A 1937-nucleotide genomic window follows, 5' to 3' on the forward strand; every position below is an offset into this window, starting at 1 on the left:
CTTGTGTGTCGGGCATGACATTTCATCTAGTCTAGTGAAAGTCTAGACCACGGGTAGTTGTCGCCAAGTGTAGTGAACCACAAGCTGATAGCGGTGACGCTATGGGTGAAGGAAGTGGCTAGCGAGTTTTCCGAGCCTACGTACAGAAATCTGGTCAGGCCAAATGGTGGATAAGACTGCAAGACAAGTCGAAGTCCAAAAGACAACCGTAAAACCAAGACGGTAAACCAGGAGGCAGTGGAAAATAAGAGATGAATGTCTTACCCCGAGAGATCTCGTGGACAGGCAAGCCGAGCAAGCTTTAATAACAGCGATCGTAAGCCTGGTCGAAAAAGGTTAGCCACGAGAAGTCAGCTGAGGTCATAGTAGCGATAAAGGCTCTGTAATAGAGCTGGATGCGAAGGACCTAATGTTTGTAAGAGAATATCCTGCTATAAGCAATGTTCAGACAGTCCGAATAAGAGGATAGCCTAGCACAAAGAGAACGTAACTCTTTGATGGTGAAAGCAATTGGGACGATTCCGAATAGATTTACAAATAGAAATGGAGATATCACGAGATGGAATTGATAGAGCAGATTTTAAGCCAAGGCAATCTCAAAGAAGCAATTCACAGAGTCAAAATCAATAAGGGCGCTCCTGGAGTGGACAATAAAACGGTCGATGAGCTTGACGGCTACTTTAAGAAGCACCAAGCGGAAATCAAGGATTCGATCATGAAAATGAAATATCGTCCGCAAGCCGTACGTAGAGTCTACATACCTAAAGCCAATGGCAAGAAGCGTCCGCTGGGAATCCCAACCGTCGTGGATCGGGTAATCCAACAGGCAATCGCCCAAGTCTTGATGAAGATATATGATCCCCGCTTCAGCGACCATAGCTATGGCTTTAGACCAAAACGCAGTGCTCACGATGCCATAGAGCAAGTCTTGGAATACCTAGATGAAGGCTACCAATGGGTAATTGATTTAGACATTGAGAAATACTTTGACACGGTCAATCATGATAAATTAATTTCAATAATCAGAGAGCAGGTAAACGACAAAACCACCCTCCACTTGATCCGGGCATTCCTAAAAGCCGGAATCATGGAAGATGGCTTGGTTAAGCCCAATAAGCTTGGCGTGCCACAAGGCGGACCTCTTTCGCCGATTCTATCGAATATCTATTTAGATAAAATGGATAAGGAATTAGAACAAAGAGGCGTGCACTTCGTGCGCTATGCCGATGACTGCAATATCTTCGTTAAAAGCAAAAAGTCGGCTGATCGGGTCATGAAGTCAATCTCGTCATGGCTAGAAAGGAAACTGTTCTTAAAGGTCAACGCAACTAAAACTAAAGTCGTGCGACCAACCAAGAGCAATTTTCTAGGATTTACCTTCTGGAAAAACGGCGAACGCTGGCAGACAAAGCCAGGAGACGACCGCAAAGCCAAGCTCTACGACAAGATTAGAGAACTGTTGAGTCGCCGTAAAGCAGCTGCCCAGCCCTTATCAGTGGTTTTTACTAAGATAAATCAAGTAGTCAGAGGCTGGATCAACTACTTCAAAATTGGCGATATGAAACACTTTCTGTTTAAATTCAGTCAATGGATGCGCCATAAGATACGAGTAGTAATCATTAAGCAATGGAAGCGCTCCAAAAGAATATATACCAACCTGATGCGAATAAACAAGGCGCTAAAGTGCAACTTTAGCGACGAAGATATCCGCAAAGTAGCCAATGCGCGATTAGGATGGTATAAGCGCAGTGCAGGACAAGTCGTAAATTTCCTGCTCAGTCCCCAAGTCTTAGGGATAAAGAAAGCAGATCGCCCAGGATTGGTCGATCCGCTAGAATATTATATATCTCGTAAAGAATTACAAATGTAGCGCCGGATACGGAACCGTACGTCCGGTGCAATGAGAGGGGCGAGAATTAAACTCCCTCTACTCTATT

At 44.6% G+C, this 1937-nt stretch carries 1 protein-coding gene; it reads left to right on the top strand.

Translation table 11 applies throughout. The features are described 5' to 3' along the window. Positions 1 to 559 precede the first annotated feature (559 nt). Positions 560 to 1870 (top strand): group II intron reverse transcriptase/maturase, encoded by a 1311-nt coding sequence (ltrA, locus tag CP368_RS09775; RefSeq protein ID WP_087236567.1) that lies wholly within the window; start codon positions 560 to 562, stop codon positions 1868 to 1870. Positions 1871 to 1937 lie beyond the last annotated feature (67 nt).

Origin of the sequence: Lactobacillus sp. UMNPBX17 (assembly GCF_002553735.1) — a bacterium.
Lineage (GTDB): Bacteria > Bacillota > Bacilli > Lactobacillales > Lactobacillaceae > Lactobacillus > Lactobacillus gallinarum.